General features: G+C 38.4%; 10 protein-coding genes and 2 tRNA genes. All 12 read right to left on the bottom strand.

All coding sequences use genetic code 11. The features are described 5' to 3' along the window. Window positions 1–453: 453 nt before the first annotated feature. Window positions 454–1,482, bottom strand: coding sequence for a porin family protein (locus HMPREF9144_RS08040; protein ID WP_040595663.1), 1,029 nt, complete (start codon window positions 1,480–1,482; stop codon window positions 454–456). 116 nt (window positions 1,483–1,598) lie between these two features. Beyond that, the gene (locus tag HMPREF9144_RS08035) at window positions 1,599–2,570 is read right to left on the bottom strand and encodes a YitT family protein (protein ID WP_006045454.1); all 972 of its coding nucleotides are present in this window, start codon (window positions 2,568–2,570) and stop codon (window positions 1,599–1,601) included. 756 nt (window positions 2,571–3,326) lie between these two features. Continuing rightward, complete coding sequence (locus tag HMPREF9144_RS08030; protein ID WP_006045453.1) at window positions 3,327–4,187, bottom strand: enoyl-ACP reductase FabI; 861 nt, start codon at window positions 4,185–4,187, stop codon at window positions 3,327–3,329. A 594-nt stretch (window positions 4,188–4,781) separates the two neighbouring features. After that, window positions 4,782–8,816, bottom strand: coding sequence for a DEAD/DEAH box helicase (locus tag HMPREF9144_RS08025; protein ID WP_006045452.1), 4,035 nt, complete (start codon window positions 8,814–8,816; stop codon window positions 4,782–4,784). Window positions 8,817–9,382: 566 nt separating this feature from the next. Beyond that, window positions 9,383–16,993 (bottom strand): T9SS outer membrane translocon Sov/SprA, encoded by a 7,611-nt coding sequence (sov, locus tag HMPREF9144_RS08020; RefSeq protein ID WP_006045450.1) that lies wholly within the window; start codon window positions 16,991–16,993, stop codon window positions 9,383–9,385. A gap of 73 nt (window positions 16,994–17,066) precedes the next feature. Next, complete coding sequence (ruvA, locus tag HMPREF9144_RS08015) at window positions 17,067–17,684, bottom strand: Holliday junction branch migration protein RuvA (RefSeq protein ID WP_040595662.1); 618 nt, start codon at window positions 17,682–17,684, stop codon at window positions 17,067–17,069. A gap of 955 nt (window positions 17,685–18,639) precedes the next feature. Next, window positions 18,640–19,293 carry a YiiX/YebB-like N1pC/P60 family cysteine hydrolase gene (locus tag HMPREF9144_RS08010; RefSeq protein WP_006045447.1) on the bottom strand — a complete coding sequence of 218 codons (654 nt, stop codon included), beginning with the start codon at window positions 19,291–19,293 and terminating at the stop codon, window positions 18,640–18,642. Window positions 19,294–19,381: 88 nt separating this feature from the next. Further along, window positions 19,382–20,773 carry an asparagine--tRNA ligase gene (gene asnS, locus HMPREF9144_RS08005; RefSeq protein WP_040595661.1) on the bottom strand — a complete coding sequence of 464 codons (1,392 nt, stop codon included), beginning with the start codon at window positions 20,771–20,773 and terminating at the stop codon, window positions 19,382–19,384. A 79-nt stretch (window positions 20,774–20,852) separates the two neighbouring features. Continuing rightward, window positions 20,853–22,355: a pseudouridine synthase gene (locus tag HMPREF9144_RS08000; protein ID WP_006045445.1), complete on the bottom strand. Its 1,503-nt coding sequence runs from the start codon at window positions 22,353–22,355 to the stop codon at window positions 20,853–20,855. Window positions 22,356–22,483: 128 nt separating this feature from the next. Further along, on the bottom strand, window positions 22,484–23,830 hold the full coding sequence (purB, locus tag HMPREF9144_RS07995) for an adenylosuccinate lyase (protein ID WP_006045444.1): 1,347 nt from the start codon (window positions 23,828–23,830) through the stop codon (window positions 22,484–22,486). A gap of 153 nt (window positions 23,831–23,983) precedes the next feature. Next, a tRNA-Val gene (locus tag HMPREF9144_RS07990) sits at window positions 23,984–24,058 on the bottom strand. Window positions 24,059–24,105: 47 nt separating this feature from the next. Continuing rightward, window positions 24,106–24,180 (bottom strand) — tRNA-Val (locus HMPREF9144_RS07985). Between the last annotated feature and the right edge of the window lie 163 nt (window positions 24,181–24,343).

Here is a 24,343-nt window from a genome sequence, read left to right as displayed (position 1 = left end):
TAGATATCTAACACGTTCGTTTCAGATATCTGTCGTGTTCGTTTCAGATATCTGTCACGTTCGTTTCAGATATCTGTCGCATTCGTTTCAGATATCTGTTTTGGGTACACCAGTAAATAGCTACACTCTATTTCTAAAACAGCGCATAACTAATCTATTAATCTCAATTAAGTTATTAGAATATTGGTATATTTTGTTTTATTGTTATGTAGATTGATTATCCTTATAATGAGGGCGTAGCAAACCACATAAACTTGTAAAGAACATTAATACCATTGGCATTACAATGAACAATAAATAGGAAGCAATTATATTAACACGATATAATGATACTACAATATAATTGCAGGTTTGAGTAAAAAATAACGAACCAACACTTATCGCAAGTATTGGTTCGTTTCCTATAAATTTTGTGAACTACTTATTTAAATCTATCTTTAACTTATATTTGTGTTAAAGCACTTTTCCGCGCCAAGTTACACCTACATTAACTTGAGACATCTTGTCTTGTACCACGCCTTCTGGGTTAGTGTTTTTACCAAATGCGTAGCTGTAATAGCCGTGTATTCTTATATTCTTCTCTTTTAGCGGATAGTATTCTACACCTGCACCAATGCGAGTGAGTTCTGTTCCATCGTGTAACGCTACATCAGCATCTGTTCCTGCATGATTCACTTCGTAACTTGCTTTTGCAAAAACGTTTACTTTCTCAGTAGGCTGATATGATAACTGACCAATAATAGAACAATCTTTACCAATGAAACCTTGTCCTGATGCAGCACGGTTCCAATAATCTAACTCTAATTGAAGGTTGTTTGTGAAATGGAATTTGTTGCCTAACGAAATATAATTTATGAATTTATGTGGAGCATATTCCGACATATTTGCCGACCAAAATGTTTCCCATATACCATGTCGTCCGTTCCATAAAATATTATAGGCATACATTTCAGCTGCTTTACCAGTTTTGTTCTCGTATATTTTTTGATACGGACTTTGGCAAATCTGTGTTAAGAAAGTATCGTTTCCACTATTTGTTGTATATTCGCCAATTAACCCCCATTGGTAACAAGGGAAGTTATAACAAAACTCAGATAAGAAATAACAATCAATAGGCGCTGGTAATAACTCGTAGCCTGCCACCAGTACAATATATTTTCCCGCCATAAATGCTACGTTCTTGTTAGGTTTATATTTTAAGTAAAGCCAATCGGTGGAATTAAAAAAGTTGTAGTCCTTATTAATCCCATTCAATCGATTACGAAATGCATAGGAAAACTTAGGTGAAATATCACCTTTTAAAATAACATTCACTACATATCCTTTAAAACCACTCTCGTCCTTAATATGCTTTCCATCTATGTTTGTACGCATATAATCAGCTCTTGCTTCAAATTGCAGGCTAACTGGTTTTGTTTCTTGCGCCATAGTAATAGTGGAAATCCACAATAACATAAGTGAAATTATATTTCTAATATTCATAATATGTTTGTTATCGGTCGTGTTTATATCTTTTCTTTTGTAAAGAGACAGCATATTGTTACACTGTCTCTTTACTCTGATATAAAACTATAGTATTAATTACTTTTAATGTGTATTTAATGTTTAGTCTTCTTATGTTTATTCCATAATCCACGCACTTCGCTCACAGTATCGGTAGTGCAGAACGAGTCTATTTTCTCTTTTCCAAGGAATGCCATAAGGTTTGATAACTCTTCGTTGTTTAGTATAATCTCTAACTGTACACTCTTCTGATGGCTGAAACCACCAATAACTTCGTGCATCGTAATACCACGATGAAGTGTATTGAGAACATAATCTTGAATGCGCTCGTGGTCTTTTGAAATAACAAAAACACGATTCTTCTTATTCATTCCCATCATAAAATGGTTCAAAATAAGTCCGTTCATCCATGTACCAATAAGACCTATTATTACCAGGTCTGGAGTATTAATGGCAAAAGCTGTACAGCAGATAGCTCCACCAGCAACAGTTACCGATGTTCCTAGATTGATGCCAGTGTATTTATTGATAATCTTTGCCAGAATATCAAGCCCACTAGTAGAAGCGTTAATACTGAAAAGAATACTTTGCGAGGCACTCAATACCAAAACAAAACATAACAAATCAAACCACGGATTAGTTACTATCCCATGACTTGCAAGATGTTGTGTAAACATAGATTCGCTCATAGGAAAGATAGTACCAATGAAATCTACCATCGGACCAAGTATGAGTGCAGTGTAAACCGTTTTAGCTCCGAATTCATTCCCTATTAAAATGAACGACAGAACCAATAGGACAGCATTAATGATGAAGATAACATTACCAACAGAAATGAATGGTAAGAGTTTTGAAATTACGATAGAAAGACCTGTGATAGAACCTACAATAAGTTTACTTGGGATAAGGAAGAAGTAGACACCAAGGGCTGCAACAAACATACCAAGTGTCATAATAATCAGTTCCACCCAAAACTTCTTAGTTTTTAACAGCTCTCCAACCTTCGAAAGACCATTACTAATAGCTGCTGCTGAGAATGGGTTTACCTTCTTAGAAATTTGATTCATAATTAAAATCGATTTAAGTTAGATTGTTCTTATATTTTTTGTTTTCTCTAATTGATGCATGTGCCTTTCAATTTCTTAGGGGTAGCAAGATAAGGCAACTGTAAATGCGGTACAAAATTACATTATTTAAATGAGATAACAAATATTTAGTAGTAAAAATAAAGCTCTACTTGTAATTTTTCACTGTTTTCATGTTTATAAGCCAGTAATAGCCTATATAAAGAGCAGTCATTCGGTTTATTTCTATTATTCATCTTAGCTTTCTTCTTTTGATTTTAGAGATACAAGGGCTGTATATTCTCTTTATTGAATATTGACATTTAGACAGTAGGAATAAGGTTATTTGGGGCTAATTACACCTTATTATATAGAAGAACTTCATATCACAATATAACAACTGTCTTATTGTTCTGTTCAGCTTAATGTTACTTTGTTTTGTAACAAACAATAGTGAGTGTGTTTTTTGAGATAATTTATAATCTATAATGCGAATAAATATATTGCTTTTAAATTGTAATCTATGTGTTGTTAGTTATGCTATAAAACTGAAATAAAAGCCACAAAACGTATTTATAAAGCTTGTTATTATGATACTTATAAATAAATGGTTTCAATTTGTAAGTAAACTCTTTCGTTGCTTTTGAATAAATAACGCAATAACGTGAGTTAGTGCTGTAGAGTGTATATAAAAAATAAAGGGACAATGATCTTCGCATCGTCCCTTGTTATCTGTGTGTTTTTTATATGTCAAAATATTTATCCGTAGATAATCTTTCCGTTCTCATCTTTATATTCGTCTCCAATACCTTTTTCATAGGTTGTCATTGCACGAAGACTCATACCAATGTTAGAGAAGCCGCCATCGTGATAGAGATTTTGCATTGTAACTTTCTTTGTTAAGTCTGAGAACATAACAATACAGTAGTCTGCACATTCGGCAGCAGAAGCATTACCAAGTGGCGCCATACGGTTAGCAAAGTCGTACAATTTATCCATTCCCTTTACGCCCTGACCAGCAGTAGTCATTGTAGGAGATTGTGATATTGTGTTGATACGTACATTCTTCTCGCGACCGTATATGTAACCGAAGCTACGTGCAATACTTTCTAGTAATGCTTTTGCGTCTGCCATATCGTTGTAACCAAAGAATGTACGTTGCGCAGCGATGTACGATAGAGCTAGAATAGAACCATAGTCGCTTATGGCATCAAGTTTCTTAGCACTCTGAATCATTTTATGAAATGATACAGCCGATATATCAAGCGTTGTATTCAACATATTATAATCCAGATCGTCGTATGTGCGATGTTTGCGAACGTTTGGAGACATACCAATAGAGTGGAGTACAAAGTCAATTTTTCCACCTAGAATTTCCATTGAACGCTTAAATACATTCTCTAAATCTTCTACATTTGTAGCATCAGCTGCAATTACTTCGCAATTCAGTTTCTCTGCTAATGAATTAACAGTACCCATTCTAACGGCTATAGGAGTGTTGGAAAGTGTTATTGATGCTCCTTCTTCTACAGCTCGTTCTGCAACTTTCCATGCAATTGACTGCTCGTTGAGTGCACCGAAAATAATGCCTCTTTTACCTTTTAATAAGTTATAACTCATATTATTATCCTTCTAAATTGGGTTCAAAGGTAATAATTATTGTTGAAAAACTAACCTATTATATTGTTAAATAGACTTTCTTTGTGTAATCTGCTACATCTGCCACCTTTTATTTAGAAGCTGTCAAGTGGAATTTAATTGTTGAGCTACTTTACTGTTTTGTGTATGAAACTAAAAGATAGTTGATGGTTGTTGTTAATGATACACTAACATATTTTGTACATCTCAAAGTGTTTACTATAAAAAATAGCCGAAACTTCTGCATATATAAAGAATTGCGTAAAGTTTGATTTTTTGTTGATACTAATCTGTTTCAGTGCATCAATATATTTCTTGATAATCCTCGTCAGACCACTAACTTTTATCTCTACAATATTGTTTTACTTCTTCTGATAATATAACTCAAATGTTTTTTTTATTCAATCGGTTCATTAAACCGTAATATGGTTATATCTTGTTAATACCATTTATTTTCTATTGGTATCTTTGATTTACCTTATAATCTAGAATAGTTTGCTACACATTCGTTATAAAATAAATCTATCTATTTAACAACGGACAAAGTTTGCCTATACTCTACAGACTAGTTTGGAGCTAATTCTCTTTCAATAGATTGAGCATCTCTTCTTGTGTGATGACGTGAGCCATATCGGCTCCTTCAAGAAGCGAATCTGCAAGGTTGCGCTTTGTTTTGTGTAGACGAAGTATCTTCTCTTCAATGGTATGCTGACTGATGAGATGGTAAACCGTAACATCTTGTTGTTGTCCTATTCGGTAGGCACGGTCGGTTGCTTGCTGTTCTATAGCAGGGTTCCACCACGGATCAAGATGTATAACATAGTTTGCCCCTGTTAGATTAAGTCCCAATCCGCCTGCTTTCAGGCTGATGAGGAAGAATGGACACTTACCTGTTTGGAAGTCTTTTACAAGTTGTTCGCGCTTTGTCATTGGTGTATTTCCATCTAAATAGAGGAAAGGTAGTTTTGCCTTTTCCATTGCTTTGCGCACTTCATCAAGATAGCTTGTGAACTGACTGAAAACCAATGCTCGGTTGCCACTGTCGTTAAGTCCTTCTGCTAAATCAAGGAAGGTTAGTAATTTGCTACCAGGTATTTTCCAATTGCTATCTACCAGCGAACAGCTACATGCCATCTGGCGTAATCGAGTAATCTCAGAAAGCGTACTAACGTTGAGCGATTTATCGGCAAGTACAGCAGCCTCAACTTGCCTACGACGTACTTCGTACATAGTCATTTCGTCTGACGACAGTTCTACAGGTATATATATGTCGTTCTTTGTGGGCAATTCTTCTATTACTTCGCTCTTAGTACGACGTAGTAAGAATGGTGAGATAAGGCGGCGAAGCTGACTTTGTCGTTCTTTATCGTTGTTTCCCGCAATAGGTTGTATAAACTTTCGTTTAAACTGTTCAGCACTACCCAATAGACCTGGATTAATGAATTGAAAGAGATTCCACAGTTCGGCAAGATGGTTTTGAATGGGTGTACCTGTCAATATAACCTTTCGGTGAGCCTGTAACAACATAGCAGCTTTCGACATTTTAGTGTTGGCATTCTTTATGGTATGCGCCTCGTCGAGACAAACCACATTCCATTCGCGTTTTGTAAGTTCTTCTTGTTGTGTGTTTAATAGTGCGTAGGTGGCAATAACAACATCGCCAGACTGTGCATCTTTTATAGCCTTTGAACGGTCGTCGCTCTGGTTAAGCACTATAACATTCAGTGTAGGCGAGAAACGTTTCAGTTCGTTGCGCCAATTAGGTACTACCGATGCAGGTGCAATAACAAGCGAGGCTCCTTCTTTGCTTTGTTCTAAAAGCAATGTTATGGTTTGCAACGTTTTGCCCAGTCCCATATCGTCTGCCAAGCAAACGCCAGCTCCCCATGCTGTTACTTTAGACATCCATTCAAAACCTTCCTCCTGATAGTCGCGCAGTTGTGCTTGAAGTGTTTTTGGAATGCATGGCGTTGTCTTACTACTTTCTTCTATGCGTTGGCGTAGTTCGTTTATAGCCGAATTGCTTTTAAGGTTTAACGACTTGTCGTTGAGCACTTCGCCCAATATAGATACTGCCGATGGAGTCATTTGCAAGTGCGAACGGTTCTCAGAACTTACGGTGTCGAGGCGTTTTAAGATGCGTGTTAGCTGACTGCTTAACGTTATATATTCGTTGTCGCCAATGCGAATATATTTTTGCTTGTTACTCTGTCGCATTAGTTCGAGCAACTTCTGGAGCGACACAACCTGTCCATCGCTAATTTGCACATTACCTTCTATCTCGAACCAGCCACCTTTCTTTGTGAACGATATATTTGCCGAACTGCTGTTTATACTTGGATAATAGTTTAGCTTATATCCTTCAGGCCATTCCATTGTGCAAATGTTTGAATTGTTTTTACACCACTGCATAAATGGTAGCATCTGCTCTATAGAAAGTGTTATAGAATCGTTAATGGTGGTGGGCAACCATTCGTCGCCTTCATCGCAGACTTCTGCTTCTATTAGACCTTCGGATATTTGTTTTAGGTTATTCTTCTCTTTCTTCAAACTTCGCACTAGTTGCACTTTCTTTCCATCTTTTTCGGCTATGGTTGTAATATTACCATGCCCTGGCGAAAAGATAAGTGTATCGGTGGCGCGTACTATGGCACTTATATTGAATACATTTATATTGTTGGGCGTAATGCAGAGTGTTATGACTGGAGGAATATCTATGTGGTCTATGTTGTTTAACTCTTCTACCATATTAGAGTGTATCTCTGTTTTTCCACCTAACATTGTAATTAGTTTTACGAGTAGTGGTTCGGCTTCAACAGGGTATTCCTTTTGTAGGAGTATTTCCTTATAGGTTTTTAGTTCGAATGCCGAAGGAATGATTATTGAGTAATCGGTTTCGGAGTTCTTCTTAGTGTATTGTATTATTCCGTTTCTCTCGAGTATTGGCTCTATGTTGCTAGACACGTTAAAGGTACCATTTTTTGTCTTGTCTATTATAAGGCACGGTTTCTCTTCGTGTATAGATACTGGTTGCATAGTGTTGTTTAGCATTATATAGACGTGGTCGCAACCTGTTAGTAAATGCAGATAATCGTTTATACCTAAAGAGTAGTCCCATGCACAAATCTCAGTTATTAGCTTGTGGTCTGTTTTGTCTAATTCGGCAATATCTAATGCTTTTAGTTTACTGATGGATAGTTCTTTGCCCACTGACCAATTACCATTTTTGAGTTTTCTTTTAAGAATAGGCACTATGGTGGAGTAGCGCAAAAGATAGATTAACATATTCTCGCTCATATCTTTGTCGGCGGTAGTAGCCGATATGTTTGATTGTATGAGACTTTCTAACCGCATTTTCCAAGGCTCTGTAAACTTTAAGCTATGAAACAACGATTTGCCTCCGAATTTTCTTTCTAATTCTGCTGCTTCCTCACTATTTTTTGCAACTTGCATTTCGTTCCTCAGGTAAGCCCATCTTGGCTCTTCGCTCACATTCTTTTTATTTTCAGTGAGTGTTCCCAACCGTTGATATATCATTTTGCTAAGCTTAAATATAGCACTATTACGGTTATAGCACTCCAAAAGGTATTGTTCTCTCATTATTATATCAACCTTATCGCAGAAGAATTGTTTAAATGGTGCAACTAAAAAATAGCATGAGTTTAAGCACGAAATATAGTTTTTGCTCGCTGACTTACATTTACTTAGAGAGGCTATCTTTTTTAATGCTTCTGGGGTATTCGTCAGGAGCATAGTCAATACATAATAGTAGTTACTTATTGGGTAATAAAATACACCTTTTTCAAGCGAACTCTTATTGTTTATAGTCATTATTTTGACATATAGTTTATAAGCCTTTTCATAGTTCCCTCTGTAAAGTTCCTGAATAGCTATAATTTGTAGAGTAAGCAGATTGGTTGTAGTTGTGTTTAAGTCGGTGTATACATTTCCAGTTGCAAGGAAATAGAAAAATGCAAATACATCTAATACCGATGTATAGATGTTGGTATATGTTTTATTACTATTACGACTAAGTATCAACTCTTTTAGGTATTCCCAATTTATATCTTTGTCTTCATAAAAAGCAAATTGTAGCTTATTTCTTACTGAAGTATTAAAAATATCTTGCGGCATCTTGTCGAATACCTTCTTGTATTTTGCTTGGTCTATCAGGTCAAAAATATCTTTGAATAGAGGGTGATTTATATCTAAGTGTGTGTGTACAGCCTCTGGAAACTCTATATGGTCAATTATCCCAATTAGTTCGCACACAACACGTTTTGGCTTGTTTACAACGTGTTCTTGCTTAAAGAGACTTCTAATATGTTTCAGCAACGTATGGTTTTGTGGTTCGAATAGTTCGAAAATGGATGGGAATAGTAGCTTATGATGTAAGCTATATTCAATTGCCCCTTTGTGTTTATATGATTTTTTTTCGTTTAATAGCCCTTTCAACGAAAGTTCTTTAAATGCATTCGCTGCAAGTTCTGCAGGCATTAGCTTTGCACCTAATTTTAATATATTTGCTTTATTTTCACTATATCCTTCGAAATATGCCAACAACATTGCTAAGGCTTGTTCGTGCGACAATAACGAGTTGAAGTCTATCATAATGGGTTACATATAGTATTATAAAATTTATTGCCGTGTTTTATTAGGCATACACAAAGTTACGATTTATTGCTTAATGCACAAAACTATTCATACTATTTTGTAGTTTGCGGTATATTATTATGGTAGTTTGCGAATGCCAATTGTTATTTCGTTGCAAATGCAATGCATCAACTTTTGCAATATAACATTATATTATAGTTGCTACGATAGCCACCAATGGAGGCAATGTGTAGATGCTCTAATTCCATACTAAAGTGAGACGATAGTTTCAGATATCTGAAACTCAACTGACAGATATCTGAAACTTAACTGACAGATATCTGAAACTTAACTGACAGATATCTGAAACGAGAGCGACAGATATCTAAAACGAACGCCCCTTATATATGAGGCGATGAAGACTCTATTTTTTTTAAAACCTATGAGATAATTTTAATTGTGCTGCGAACAAACTGTAAACGTAGACGGCAACTTATTGTACTAAACCGACATAATAGCCATAACGAATTGGTAGTGTGTAAATGTGGGTGCAATAAATATTAGCCTACATAATGCTACGTTTGCTATCGTGTTAAACTAAGCTTTAAACTGATTCCAAAATCGTGTGTTGTTGTAGGGAAACTGCTTGACGATAACAATGGTGTATTTATTTGAATGTCGTAGTAGACACTTGCCGTAATAAATCGGCTAAGTGTATAATCGCCTAAGAAAGATGCTTTAAAGGCGGTGTTTCCACTTGATGCAGCAGACGTGAGCGAGGCTATATCGCGCGTAATAGCGGCTTGTTTGCGATAGCTTAGATCGAGGCGGAGATTCAAATCGCGGTTTATGCCACCATTGTTTCTATTGTTTGTGCTCTGTGTATTTCCACTTTGCTGATTTTGTTGGCTGCTATTTTTCTTAATGTTTCTTACCAATCTGGTGTTTCTACCACCAAATAGGTTTATGTTGTTAATGCGATAGCCCAAACCAATAACCCAGTCTTTCGATGTTGCTTCGTTTACTTGCACACTTGTCATAGAGAGCGACAAGACACGTGTCTGACGATATTCCAAACGGGCAGTCAGATTATTCTCTAATGTAACATCTATACCAAGCAGTGGAGCGAACGCTTCGTTAATGCTTACTTGCGCTATATTATACATAGAGCTTGGCATTGGTGCTCCCGACGTTGCATCTTTAATAAATCCTAAACCGTTCATATATTCTTGCCACGTACTAAAGCTTTGGTACGATCCGATAGCAAAAATACTCTTATAAGCGTGGTTTATGTTTACGCTTTTAAAAATGTTTTGGAAGAAAGGCAAACGCGAAAGACCACTGTAACGAATGGTCCAGTTGGGTAGCATACTTTTTAGTTTAGGGAATATGTTTAGTCCGTTGCCACCCATACTTGTATATGCGTTTAAGAAGGCAGGTATCATAACATCGGCACTATATTTATTAACAGCACCCACACTGGGGTTAAATCGTCCTCCGCCCATCGACATTGGATAGGCTGCACCTATATATTGTGCTTCTACACGGTTGCGATAGGTATCGAGCGATTTAACAAATTTGTCGAAACTGGCACTGTAGTATCCGTTGTTAGCATTGCCCATACTTTCGAAAGCAGTTCCTATAGATATTGTTGTCATTGTTAAGGTTCCGCTTTGTGTGGTAGGAATGCCAGCGTACATATATTGAATGCTCTTTGAAACCGTTTCGGTGCGGCTGGCATTTAAGTCTATTTTCAGGTCGCGAATAGGTTCGAGCGTTGCACGGAGTTGTAAATCCTCCGTTTTGTTTGTAGTAGCAGGCGTAGCAATACTGTCTGACACAAGAAGCCATCTGTTGTCTCTAGCCTTTCCAATATAGTCGTCGTCAATAACGCCAAATGCAAAGTCGAGTCCTGGAGCCATAATGCCGCCCTGTCGAGTTTGTCCGAAAGCATCGCCTATAGTAGGCATAAAGCCAGGTAGCGACATAGAGTATTGGTTGCGATACGACAAGCTAACTGTTCGTACCATCATTAAGGCACGTGCCACACATTGTGCTGTTTTGTACCAACCTTTATTGTCGAGAGGTTCTTTAGGAGTAACTGTGAGTTTTAACCGCAGAACAGAGTCGGTTTTGTTGTATAACTTAACTTTGTTCTCGTCCATCTTCTTCCATTTTAGTTTCACAGCATGTCCGTTAATATCTTTCAGCGATACAACAATACGTTTCGTCTTCTTTGCGTGTGCTACAACAATAGCGGTATCGGCAGGTATTGTAACTTCTTTTTCAAAGCTTTTTGCATTCTTTGGCAGCGCTTTCTTTTTGTTGTCTTCGTTTTCTTTCTTATTCTTCGTATTTCTTCCTAACTCTTTATTCAACTCTTCGCTAAAGGCGCTTGCGTCTACACGTCCACGACTATCGAGAGAGCTATTTCTACTAAGACTTGGACGCGACTTATTGAACCTTTCGTTTGTCTTTTTTAAGAAAGGAATATGGTTGTAGAGACGTTCTAAGTTGAACGAACCATTTATATTCAGTGTCCTATTGTTCGTAATAATATTACCCAACGACTCTCCGCTCTCTAAGCGTGTTCCACGAACCCATGTATATGTGGAATTGTAGGTAGCATCAGAGTTAATCCAATCGAATATTGGAATCATATTTAGAGGTAACTGATAAGAAAGCGTGAAGTTTTGTTGATAGTCTAACGGTGTACCAAAGTGTTTTAAACTAGTCCACACAGAATCTTTCCACGCTTGATATTGGTCGGCATAGAGGTCTTTATTTATAGGTGTGTATGGCTCTTCAATTTCAGCGTGTGTAGCACTCTGGAAGTTTATGTGTAGATTGCGTGTTAAGTCCCACCGTACAGAGAAATCTCTGTTCCATAAGAATTGCTCACTAAAGGTTAATGGCAATCTGTTCATAGTGGTTGATTCCATATCACGTTCTTGCAACTCGTAATAGTTTCGCGTTATTTCGGAATTAAAAGCAATGTTTTGTGGTAGCCAATTTACTTCGAAACGTTTAAGAATATCGAACCATTTCGATTTACTCTTTATGATGCGTTTGAGTGGAGATAGCGACTTGTATACCGGTGTCCAATTGTAGTTTATAGCACCACGCCAGTTGTCTTCATTCTCATACACTGTAGTTTCGCCCGTAGTGTGCGAATGAGAATGGCTGTAAGAAAACGAGAAGTTGGCAGGGTCGTAAGGCATTGGGTGGCGTTTGTTTTGTATTCCAACCCGCATATTTGATAGCGAAAAGTTCGTAGTGGTGCGCTTTGTAACTGCTATCGACTCAATAGAGTCGCGTTCGTGTTGGTTTGCAGCACCATCAAGAGCAGCATCTAACAGCATATCTGTATCAAGTGGATTGTACTTCGGACGGCTTTCACTCTTCGTTACACTATAGTATAAAGGTGCAGAAACTTTCGCCTTATCTGGGAAGAACTTACCTAATTCAAGACTTGTTGTAAGAGTAACGTCAGTATTTGTTTCCTTTTTACGTGCGTTTACACCTTGCTCCAAACCACCAAACCCATCGGTACTGTGGCTGGCATTAATATCTACTGTTCCAAAGTCAGATAGTTGAATGTTGAGTTGTCCACGTGCTGCCCAACCTCCTTCGTTGTTAAATTCGAGCAAACGCATTTCGTTCACCCATACTTCACCACTTTTCTCACTGCTCGAAAGGTTACGTACACCTATAATCATTGTCTTTATTTCGCCCAATGTAGGATTACCCATTATGCTGACACGATTTGAAGGACGCTTTTCATCGTACATAGAGAACTCTCGGTTGTAGCTTGCTGTTCCGTTTCCACGTCCAATGTTGCGTTTCTTCTTTACATCTGTAAATATCGAAATAGGAACATCAAGCATATTGTCTACTGGCCAAACCGCTTCACAATCTTGTCGCGAATACTTATCGTATTGCTTTTCAGGAGTAAGTTTTAATGGTATCTCGTATTCGTAGTAGTTGTTCTTATAGTCGGACCCCAATCGAACGAACACTGCCAATTGGTTATCAGAAAGGTTGGTAACATTTGGTTTGAGCGCATTGGCGTGTACAAACATTTGTAAGTGCTTGTATTGACGAATATCGAGCGTAGTATTTTTATAGACAGCCTTTGACTCTTTATAGCCTAAGTTCTGTACGGTCATAGCTAATGCTTGCTCGTTGCTTTGTACTAATTGTGGTTGTGATGGGTCTTGCTCGCGCGAAATACCTGGAGGAAGTACGTAGTTTACTGGTGTTTTGTCGTTATTTTCCTCTATGCTTACTGCGCCAACAGACATTGTGCCCGATGTTGATACTGAATTGGTAAGGTTTTGTTGGTATTGGCGCCATTCTCCACGTACAAGATCAAACGTACCAAAACGTAGCACGATAGGTTTTTCGAAATTTGTAAGGAACATACGCATAAAGCGAATACTTGTAAAATCGCTAATACCACCCATGCGTTTCTGATATTCTCGCACTGGAATACGGAATTGATACCACGTTTCTGGTGCTCCTCCTCCTTTACGTAATGGTGCAACAGTTTCTCGTTTATCAACAATGTAGTTTTGTCCAACTACTAAATCTTGTGGTCTGATGCTTATTTTGTATTGGTAATATTTCTCATATTCGTTGAGCGTATAATCTTGATTGATGTCTTCTATATCTGGTCCCGACTTGTACGACGTGTCATAACGTTCGTTGCGGTTATCGTTATCTGGCGAGTTCCCTTGTGGGTTGTTTATATATTTGTAGCGTTGAAGTATAGGCGCTTGTATTCTGTCCCAATCTGAACCACGAAAATAGTGGTAGTTGTCGTTAGCAGGGTCTGCCCAAATAGAATCGAATACTGCCTGATTGGTGTGGCTACGAGCGTATGTTAAGAATGCTTGATAAGAAGGGAAATTACGCTCTTCTTCATCGTTCAGACCATTCAAACCAACGTCTTGCAATGCACGACTCCCCTTTGTGGTTGCAAAGGCGTATGTTATGGTGGTTTGTGTTGGTATTTTGCCCCATTGCGTAGTTGTCCATGCCTGGCTACCATCTACAGGCATACCACTTTCATAAAACTTCTTACCATCGTGCAATATATCTTCAGACACTTCACCAAGGTTTATGTAGAAATCGCCACCATATAAGTTGGCATCTGTTTGTTTATTTGAATAGATGAATGGGTCGAGTAACCAGAACTCAATATATTCGATGTTCGCCATTTCGAAGTCATTTGTATCGAGCTTACGCATCATACCTCCCCACTTTTGACGTGGATTGGGTAAGCGCCCATTGATGTCGAGTGTTGGACTAAAGTTGTATGGTCCACGTTCGGTAGGGTAGTAAGCAAGATTGAGCACTGACAATGTGGGTGTTGAACCGTTGTAGTTGCTTTGTTCACGGTTAGGGAAGAGTTCGCGTGTATAAACCTCTCTCACGTAGAAGTTAGATAATTGTTCTAGATCGCTCTTGATGTGGGCTGGTGTAAGTGAACTACTTTGTCGTGTAAATAGTGGGTCTATGTTGTACCACGCTAGCAAACTGCGATTATATCCACTGCTAAGTGTTGTTTTATCTGTTGATTCGGAGAAATCAGAGGGTACACTTGATATTACCCAACTGGTTGGTTGGCTTATGTCTATTGTGTTCTTTGTATTTTCGAAGTCGTCTAAATACGATGCATGGTCTTGTGTGCCGTGGCTCTGACCAGCAATTAGTTGTGCAAACTCTGCAGAGAACGAAATATGCGAAGGTTGTGTTAGATGCAGGAATGGTATTTTATCGAGCATATTCGTGAGCCACTGACTTTCTTTCTTCCAGCTCATGTTCAATCCCCAAATGGTGTTATTGAGTGGCTCGGCACCCATATTTACCTTTGTTGTGAGAGCTTGTTCGGATAGGTGCATAAACGTACCACCTATCATAAAGTTTTTAGAGAAGTCGTATTCCCAATTTAATCCGAACATTGTTTTACGTTGTTGTCCGTAGTCGCTTTGACTTTCCAACGAAACGTTTACCGCTGTACCGGCGTCTATAATGCTTTGATTTAAAATTGTAACCTCGCCTGCATTGTAATCGACGCTATAATCTGAGCCTTCAACCAGACGTACTCCACCTGCAGTTACCACTACCGAACCTTGCGGAACGTTGTATGCTCCTAACGAAATAACATTAGCACTTGTGCCACGATATTGTCCAACGAGCAAGTATTTGTCTTTCTCTGCAATTTGTTTCGCTACCGTTTTGGTAGAATCGTATAATTCTGTGAAGGCATACTTATTAGCCTTTGCTGCTGGAACTCCTTTCGACACTAAATAGTTGTACATATATTCGCCGAATGGTTCTGTAACGGGAAAGAACACACGACCGTTTGAAATGGTGTATCCTTCTACATAATCGTAATATCCATTTGGGTGCGGATTATTGTTGTTGTCTAAACGATCAGCACCTAACAGTCTTATAATTGGCTGGCTTTTTACTTGTGGCTCTGGTATGTAGGGTAGATAAACGCCGGCGGTATCGCTCTGATACTTTACATCTAAACGGAACTTATCGCGCTCAACTGTAGAGGCAAGGTAGTACACGTTCTTCATCATTAGGTTCCAGTTTGCTTGCTTTGGATTGCTGCTGGTATTTTTTAATGACTTTACAAACAGTGCTTCTGAGACATCGGTTCGATCGCTCGAAAACTCTCCAACTTGATGGGTAACTCCTCCTGATGTATATTCGTAGGCAATGGCAAGCACTTGATCGGTTTGCAAACCTGTACGTAACGACACGTAGCCTAGTGCTTGATTTACAGTATATTCGGAGCTATTGAGCAGGCGAGCGTTCGACAGTTTCTCGTAGTCTACTCCTCCTATCATACCTAAACCGTCTAATACTGTATTTACTTGGTCTATGTTGCGTGCTTGTGGGTGACCTTGTGCTATGGTGCTGTACTCGGTATTAGCGTTGTTAGATGGAGTGTTGCCTGTTCCACTTCCCCATAAATCGGTGCGGCTGATTTTTGAGTTTTCGCCTAAATCGCTTAGTGCTATAATGTTTCGTGTATTGGTAGTTGTACCAGTCTTATTGGTAACCCAAATCTCTACGCGATTTATGGTGATGCCCGTTGTTAGGTTAGGCAACGTTTTCATAGCATCGTTATAGTGCTCGCGGAATGTATGTGCTAAGAAGAAGTGGCGATTCTCTTCGTAGTCAGCTGCGTCTATCTCGAACGGAGTAAGCTGTTTTCCTCCCCTTGAACTTACGCTTTTGTTTGCCGATTTTTTCTGCGATAGCACTGTTTGCAGCTTCAACTTTCCAAACTGCATATCGGTTCTGATACCAAAGAGCGATGATGCTCCTTGTACGAGCGAATTGTTAGATGGAAACGATACGTTGCCACCTTCTACAAGTTTTATTATTTCGTCTTCCTTTCCCTCGTAACGCAGCTTGAAGTTTTGTGCATCAAAATCGAATGTGGCATCGGTGTTGTAGTTTAGGTTCATATTCACCTTGTCGCCCACCTTTCCATTCACATTCAAATTTATCTTTTCATCGAAGTTCATCGTTGTCATCTTACGATTTCTGATGGGTAACGATGGGTTGTCTATATTCTTCAGCGTAGCCCCAAAGCGTAGTTCGGCTGTTCCTTGTGTTCTTACACGTACTCCGCCGGGACCAAATATCTTCTCGGCAGGACCAAGTGCAAAGTGCATATCTGTGAAGTCGAACTTCTCTTTGCCCTTCTTTTCCAGTATCTCTTTGTTTTTTTGGCGGTAATAGTCGGCAAAGCTACGTTTCTCGCTCCATGCTCTATACTCGTCGGGAGTCATCATAATAGGTGTAGTAATATAGGTATCGCCTATTTTGTTACCTATTATATACATATTTAGCGAGTCGTTATATTCTACACTTTGTTTCAGGTTTTCGGGGCGGGCTAAGTCGTACGACCCTTGCTGCAAATCGTTATATGTAATGGGGGTAGTGCGTTGCACTTTCCAGCGTGGGTGCAATAGCGAGTCGGGTATGTCTTCGTTTTCTAGTTCAACGTCTAATGCTTTTACCTTCTTCGTGGTGTCTGGTGGCGCAATTAGGCTTTGTAGCACGTTTGTAAATGGCAAACTATTTACAAGCGAGTGCCCCAATGCTAACAAGCTAATGCCTGCGAGCAGTAGAAGAATAGGTAATATGTATTTTCTTTGATTCATTAGCGATGACTTTGCATAGCCTTTCTTATCGGAATGTGTTGTGCGATGGAAACGAATGTGCTACGTCTTTTCTTTATTTTATTTGCTTTAATGCTAATTTTACAACTTGCTCTACGGGTAATTCTGGTTGTTCTGTTAATATAGAAACAACAACTTTGGCAGATGGGGCAGGTGAGAAACCTAACATAGTGAGTGCTCCAACTGCTTCGTCTTTCACAGCATTGTTTACATTAGATGTGTTAGATTGATTGTTTACGTGTAGTTCGTCGGCAATGCCGCTTTGCACAATCTTATCTTTCAGGTCTACAATAATGCGCTGAGCTGTTTTTAGTCCGATGCCTTTTACAGTCTTTAGCATCTTGTCGTCGCCATTGGCTATTACATTGCAGAGTTCTGCTGTTGTGAGCGATGATAATATCATACGTGCAGTGTTCGCTCCTACCCCAGATACTGTTATGAGTAGTCGGTAGAGTGAGCGTTCTTGTTTGGTGGCAAAGCCATATAGTGTGTAATTATCGTCGCGTCCGCCAGTCATAATGGCTTCGTGTACGTATAGTTTTATGTTTTTCTTGCCTTGAACTGTGCTATAAGTGTTTAGCGAGATATTCAGTCCGTAGCCTACGCCGTGTGCTTCAACAACCGCTAATGCTGGCGAAAGGTCGGTTAGTTCACCTTTTATATATTCTATCATAAAAAACTTCTTTTGCTTTCCTGCCCTAACAGGTTTTTGTATATACATTTTGATAAACGGACAGGACCGTTGTTTATTGCATTATACACCGAAAAAGCATATTTTTATATCAAAAGAAAGATGTGTGTTAGAGAGAAGTGCTACTGAAAATATAGCACTGCTCCATAAATAATGTTGTGAATATACATACTGATTTCAAAGGAATTATGCTCTTGTTAAATTGCTAAACACAAAAATATTGACTCAATAAAGAAGAAGTGAAGATATTTTAGGAAGGTGGACGATAGTAATGATTTCCATTCTGATATAACAAAACTCTGAGAAATATATTGTTAATCAGGTATTTGTAATAGCACTTAAAATGCGACAATATATAATACTGGTATGCATAATAATCATCTGAATTAATATCTTTTAAGTAGTATAATATCGAATAATAAAGGAGGCTTTTTTTTGTGATATCTAATTCGCAACTGACAGATATCTGAGACGCAACTGACAGATATCTGAGACGCACGCGACAGATATCTGAAAAAAAGAGTGTCTAACATCTGATTAATTTTTATAAAATATCTGAGAGCTTAATTTGGAATATGAGTACCAGTAAACACTGTTAATACTTCTCCCATCTATATTCTATTAAGCCCAGATATTGCAGAAACAGAAAAACAAATGCTATTTAGCCACACATAGATATATAGATATAATGTGCAATGCGTGTTTACAATATTTTAAGGGCGGCGATATAAGCAAATGGGGAGAGATGGATACAAATGCGAAACTTTAGTAGTGTTATATTGGTGCTTAACTCGATACAACAGAACCATTTATGCATAAAAAATTCTATTTAGTAAGTATTGTAAGTAAACAATAGCTCGCTAAATAGAATTTTTTACGATATGAATAATGGCTCTCTATGTAAGTGCTTGTTAAATAGTAGTTAAGGTGTGTAAACTTAAAAATCGTAAGCTACCTTTATAGCTTTGTCGCGCGATAGTTGTCCTGGATTTGTGCCAGGTTCTCCTTCTGGTACTTCACGGTGATAGAAAGAGTAGAATTGAATCCAGAAATCTAATATTTTTCCATTTTCATCGTGAAAAGACATCGGGATAGTTGGAAATACATTGTGTCCACGGTGATCGATGTACGATTTCTGCACCAGTTCGCTGCAATATATTTCCTTGTCATCGGGCATATAAAAATGATCGTAAGGTCTACCCAAATAGTTTAATGCTCGTTTCATAGAAGCCCTCATATCGCAATCGGCAATTACTCTTCCAATAGCAACGAGCGGTTTGCCTTCTTTTCCTTTCGTACGTTCAAGAAATTTAGCTAAAGGTGTAAGTACAACCCCTTTACTGATAGCTTCTAATGCATAATCGGTACTGTCGGTATGATGAAATATAGCTACATGGTCAATCTTCAGTCCGTCAATACCTTGTGTAGCATCGGTAATAGGATTACTCTCTTCTTTAACAACAAACATTAAGTCGCCTTCATGTAAGTTCTGTAACGATATATTTTCCTCTTGAATAGATTCAGCAGAACAGCCGGTTAGGAGAATCAGCGATAATAAGATAAGGTTTGATAAGGTTTTCTTTAGCTTCATAATAATTGTGTTTATGTGTATTATTGATTTAAGTTCTTACTAAAAAGGCGACCATCTGTTTGTTGATAGTCGCCTTTTGGTTTTATTTTTAGAATTCTGCATTCTTTGGTGTACGTGCAAATGGAATTACATCGCGAATGTTTTGCATTCCAGTAACGAAGAGAATTAGACGTTCGAAACCGAGACCGAATCCACCGTGTGGACACGTTCCATACTTACGAGTGTCGAGATACCAATCGTAAACTTCTTCTTTCATACCACGAATGTGTATTTCTTCGAGCAGCTTATCGTAGCTTTCTTCACGAACAGAACCTCCGATAATTTCGCCAATGCGTGGGAAGAGTACGTCAGTACCTTGCATAGTTTTTCCGTCAGCATTCTTCTTCATATAGAACGACTTTATCTGACTTGGATAGTCGGTCATAATTACCGGACGTTTAAAGTGTTCTTCCACTAGGTAGCGTTCGTGTTCACTACTTAAGTCCATTCCCCATTCGGTTATAGGGAATTCAAATTTTATTCCATCTTCTTGTGCTTTCTTCAATATATTAAAGCCTTCTGTGTAGGTAAGACGCACGAAAGTTTCTTTTAACACACCTTCGAGACGAGCAATAAGTTCCTTATCTATCATTTGGTTGAGAAACTCAAGATCGTCCTTACAGTGTTCTAACGCCCAACGAACACAGTATTTAATGAAGTCTTCTTCTAAGTCCATCAACTCTTGTTGGTCTATAAAAGCCACTTCTGGCTCTACCATCCAAAACTCAGCTAAGTGTCTTGGTGTATTAGAGTTCTCTGCGCGGAATGTAGGACCAAATGTATAGATGGCTCCAAGTGATGTTGCTCCGAGCTCGCCCTCCAATTGTCCAGAAACAGTGAGATGCGTTTTTTTGCCAAAGAAGTCGGCACTGTAATCAACTTCATTCGATTTTGCCACACGGTCTAAATCGAGCGTGGTAACTTGAAACATATTTCCCGCACCTTCAGCATCGCTACCTGTAATAAGCGGTGTATGGAAATAGTAGAAACCATGCTCGTGGAAATACTGGTGAATTGCCATTGCCATGTTATGACGAATGCGAAAAACAGCTCCGAATGTATTTGTGCGAAGGCGTAAGTGAGCGTACTTACGCATATACTCAAAGCTCTGCCCCTTCTTTTGCATAGGGTAATCGCTTGGACAAAGACCATAAATTTCAATCTCTTTACACTGAATTTCAGATGTTTGTCCCTTACCCTGGCTCTCTACAAGTGTACCTATTACACTGATACATGCGCCTGTTGTTATGTTTTTGAGTATGTCTGCATTTATTGTAGATGGGTCTACAACCACCTGGATATTCTTAATGGTAGAACCGTCGTTCAACGCAATGAAATCGACAGCTTTACTGTTACGATGAGAACGTACCCACCCTCTAACGTTAATATCATTTCCAAAGTCGGTGCAACTTAAAGCATCGACGACTTTCGTTCTTTTCATTGTTATTTCTTTATTACGAAAAATCCTCATACACAATATGCTTCATATAGCAGTTGTGTACGAGGAGTTTGTTCTTTTATTATTCAAAAGCTCCCATACGAAGCATATCTACCTCTTGTTCGGTGAGATAACGCCAATCGCCTCTGCGGAGATTTTTCTTTGTAAGACCAGCAAATTGAACACGGTCGAGCTTTACAACACGGTAGCCAAGACTTTCAAAGATACGACGAACAATGCGATTCTTGCCACTATGTATTTCTATTCCTACTTGACTTTGATCGCGATCGTCAGCATATTCAATAGCATCAGCCTTTATTTCTCCATCTTCGAGCTGAATACCATCAGATATTTGCTGAAGTGTCTGTGGAGTTACTGGCTTATCTAAGAATACATGGTAAACCTTCTTCTTTAAGAATTTAGGGTGTGTAAGCTTGCTTGCTATATCACCATCGTTAGTTAGCAACAATACACCTGTTGTATTACGGTCGAGTCGTCCTACTGGATATATGCGTTCAGGACAAATACCTTTAACAAGGTCCATAACAGTTTTACGTTGTTGTGGATCATCGCTTGTAGTTACATAATCCTTAGGCTTATTTAAGAGAACATATACTTTCTTTTCGAGTCTAACTGGTTGGTCTTTGAATTTAACCTCGTCAGAACGCAAAATTTTTGTTCCCAACTCTTTAACAACTTCACCATTTACAGTTACAGCACCTGCTTGTATGTATTCATCGGCTTCACGGCGTGAACAAACACCTGCATTAGCAAGATACTTATTTAAGCGCAATGGCTCATTTGGATCTATATTCTCTTCTTTGTATTCTATACGTTTTTTGAATGAATATTTTGCATTTGGATCATAGTCGGCATTGTGCTGACGATATCCACCTTGCTGTCCATATCCACCTTGACGGTTTTGATATCCGCCTTGACGGTTTTGGTATCCACCCTGACGATTGTTATTGTATCCCCCTTGATGGTTGTTGTTATATCCACCACGGTTGTTATATCCACCTTGACGGTTTTGATATCCACCACGGTTTTGATATCCACCACGATTCTGATATCCGCCATCTTCACCATTATTATAGCGTGGACGGTATGAATTCTGTGTTGGGCGACTTTGATAACCGCCTTCTTCACCTTCATTCATATTGTAATGTGGGCGATATCCACCACGATTTTGGTAATTGTTTGGTCGGTTTTGATACCCATTACGATTCTGATAACCGCCATCTTCACCATTATTATTATAGCGTGGTCGGTAGCTTCCTTGTTGCTGACGACTTTGATAGCTATTGCCATAATTGTTGGTACGTGGTCGATAGTTTGTTTTACGATCAGCTAAACCGCCTCCTTGTAGATTAGAACCGAAGCCTTCAGGACGAAATCCTTCCTCTTTGTTGTCTTCACGGTTTATTCCATAGGCACGTTGTGCTTGAATACGAGGACGTTGTGGACGTCCTGTGCTGTGGTAGCTTCTTTCATAATAACTTCCTTGTTCGGTAGTTGAACTGTTTTCTCTGATGTCTTCAGCTTGTCCAGATTGATTTTCTTTCTTCTCGAATTCTTCTGCCATAATTTGAATTTCTTTTGTTTTGAATAATACTTAACCTCACGGTCGAAAACTAACTATATTTGTGTTTAAGTTTTGTTTCTAATTCCGTTGTATATATATAATGTGCAATTTATTAATATCTTATTTGTTTATATGCCGGTATAATTGAGTGGTGTGATAGCCATTAATTCAGCCTTCACCTTGTCGCTCACATTCAATGTTTGAATAAAATCGTGAATAGTCTCAGCCGTCATGTGAGCATTTGTACGTGTTAATACTTTTAAAGCTTCGTATGGATGTGGATAAGCCTCACGACGCAGTATAGTTTGTATAGCTTCTGCTACTACAGCCCATGTATTTTCTAAGTCGGCATTTAGCTTTTCTTGATTCAATATGAGTTTGCGAAGACCTTTTAATGTACTTTGGATAGATATAATGCTATGTCCAAACGGTACGCCAATGTTGCGCAATACTGTAGAATCGGTTAAGTCGCGTTGTAAACGGCTTACAGGGAGTTTCTGTGCGAGGAACTGTAATATGGCATTTGCTATTCCAAGATTGCCTTCGCTGTTTTCAAAGTCTATTGGATTTACCTTATGCGGCATTGCGCTTGAACCTACTTCGCCTGCTTTGATTTTTTGTTTAAAATATTCCATAGATATGTACAGCCAGAAGTCTCGGTCTAAATCAATTATAATTGTATTGATTCTGCGCATTGCATCAAATATGCTTCCAAGATGGTCGTAGTTACTTATCTGAGTTGTCCATTGTTCACGCTGCAAGCCCAAATAATTATTTACGAACTTATTGCCGAATGTTTTCCAGTCGTATTCTGGATAAGCTATATGGTGTGCATTAAAGTTTCCTGTTGCACCACCGAACTTTGCAGTAAGTTTACAAGTTTTTAAACCTGCAAGCTGTTCTTGCAAGCGATATACAAAAACTTCTATCTCTTTACCTAACCGAGTAGGAGAGGCTGGTTGTCCATGTGTTTTAGCTAACATAGGAACATCTTTCCATTCTTCGGCATATTGTTGGAGTTGTGCAATAAGTTCTTCTACTTGTGGATAATAGACCTCTTTCAATGCTTCAAGCATCGATAAAGGTACACTCGTATTGTTGATGTCTTGTGATGTAAGACCAAAGTGTATAAACTCTTTATACGCGTCAAGTCCGCCAATCTTGTCGAACTCTTCTTTTATAAAATATTCAACGGCTTTTACATCGTGGTTCGTAATACTTTCTATTTCCTTTACCCTTGCTGCATCTTCTTCTGTAAAGTTCTTATAGATGTTGCGCAAGTTCTCGAACACCTGTTTATTGAACGTAGCTAATTGTGGTAAAGGTAGTTCACACAAAGATATGAAGTATTCAATTTCTACACGTACTCTATATCGTATGAGTGCGAATTCTGAGAAATAATCTGCGAGTTTCGCAGTTTTGCCTCTATAACGTCCATCAACTGGCGATATGGCTGTTAAAATATCAAGAACCATAAAACTATTTTTAATTTACTTGCAAATTTAGTATTTAAAATTGAGACGGGAGCAATAAATCGCTATAATCTTTGTAATTTAAAGGTTAAAGGTTGCTTATAAAAACAAAAAAGCTCCACAACTAAAAAGTTGTAAAGCTCTATATTTATGCTGTGGGCGTTGACGGATTCGAACCGCCGACCCTCTGCTTGTAAGGCAGATGCTCTAAACCAACTGAGCTAAACGCCCTTTAAAAAACTCCCCGCAACCCCGAAAGACTACAGGGAACACCCCTGTGGGCGTTGACGGATTCGAACCGCCGACCCTCTGCTTGTAAGGCAGATGCTCTAAACCAACTGAGCTAAACGCCCTTACTTATCGTAAGCGGGTGCAAAGGTATATATAAATAATTTAACTACCAAATTTTTAATTCGTTTTTATTTGTTGCTTTAAAAAATAATGACAGTACACTTTTTTCTTTATATTCTTTCAATAAAGATAATATACCTATTATTTAATATAAATTTCATAGAT

Source organism: Prevotella pallens ATCC 700821, assembly GCF_000220255.1.
Taxonomy (GTDB): domain Bacteria; phylum Bacteroidota; class Bacteroidia; order Bacteroidales; family Bacteroidaceae; genus Prevotella; species Prevotella pallens.
This window is presented reverse-complemented; position numbering and strand designations above follow the sequence as displayed.

Excerpts from the sequence above, each read along its gene's own strand:
- HMPREF9144_RS08040 (WP_040595663.1), bottom strand. The coding sequence starts at position 1,482 with ATGAATATTAGAAATATAATTTCACTTATGTTATTGTGGATTTCCACT.
- HMPREF9144_RS08035 (WP_006045454.1), bottom strand. The coding sequence starts at position 2,570 with ATGAATCAAATTTCTAAGAAGGTAAACCCATTCTCAGCAGCAGCTATT.
- HMPREF9144_RS08030 (WP_006045453.1), bottom strand. The coding sequence starts at position 4,187 with ATGAGTTATAACTTATTAAAAGGTAAAAGAGGCATTATTTTCGGTGCA.
- HMPREF9144_RS08025 (WP_006045452.1), bottom strand. The coding sequence starts at position 8,816 with ATGATAGACTTCAACTCGTTATTGTCGCACGAACAAGCCTTAGCAATG.
- sov (WP_006045450.1), bottom strand. The coding sequence starts at position 16,993 with ATGAATCAAAGAAAATACATATTACCTATTCTTCTACTGCTCGCAGGC.
- ruvA (WP_040595662.1), bottom strand. The coding sequence starts at position 17,684 with ATGATAGAATATATAAAAGGTGAACTAACCGACCTTTCGCCAGCATTA.
- HMPREF9144_RS08010 (WP_006045447.1), bottom strand. The coding sequence starts at position 19,293 with ATGAAGCTAAAGAAAACCTTATCAAACCTTATCTTATTATCGCTGATT.
- asnS (WP_040595661.1), bottom strand. The coding sequence starts at position 20,773 with ATGAAAAGAACGAAAGTCGTCGATGCTTTAAGTTGCACCGACTTTGGA.
- HMPREF9144_RS08000 (WP_006045445.1), bottom strand. The coding sequence starts at position 22,355 with ATGGCAGAAGAATTCGAGAAGAAAGAAAATCAATCTGGACAAGCTGAA.
- purB (WP_006045444.1), bottom strand. The coding sequence starts at position 23,830 with ATGGTTCTTGATATTTTAACAGCCATATCGCCAGTTGATGGACGTTAT.